The sequence below is a fragment of the Pseudomonas sp. SDO5271_S396 genome, assembly GCF_054071795.1.
This window is the reverse complement of record NZ_JBSVWB010000123.1, coordinates 1-393: the sequence shown is the minus strand read 5'-3', so window position 1 is coordinate 393 and position 393 is coordinate 1. Positions and strand designations below refer to the sequence as shown.

Annotated in this window: 1 pseudogene; it reads left to right on the top strand. The window is 57.0% G+C overall.

What is annotated here, in order from left to right:
- Positions 1-199 (top strand): annotated as a pseudogene (locus tag ACW9IN_RS30120) (hypothetical protein); the annotation flags it as partial.
- Between the last annotated feature and the right edge of the window lie 194 nt (positions 200-393).

The window sequence follows — 393 nt, the reverse complement described above, 5'->3', positions numbered from 1 at the left end:
GCTCCCACATTGGTTCTCTATTGTTGGTGAGAAAGCGTCCGGTGCGAGAGCCCTGCTGATGGAGTTTTTCCAGCCACTGCCGATTCCTTGTGGGAGCTGGCTTGCCTGCGATAGCGGTGGTTCAGCCAGCATTTATACCGACAGAGACACCGCCTTCGCGAGCAAGCCAGCTCCCACATTGGTTCTCTATTGTTGGTGAGAAAGCGTCCGGTGCGGGGGCCCTGTTGATGTAGTTTTTCCAGCCACTGCCAATTCCTTGTGGGAGCTGGCTTGCCTGCGATAGCGGTGGTTCAGCCAACATTCATACCGGCAGAGACACCGCCTTCGCGAGCAAGCCGGCTCCCACATTGGTTCTCTATTGTTGGTGAGAAAGCGTCCGGTGCGAGAGCCCTG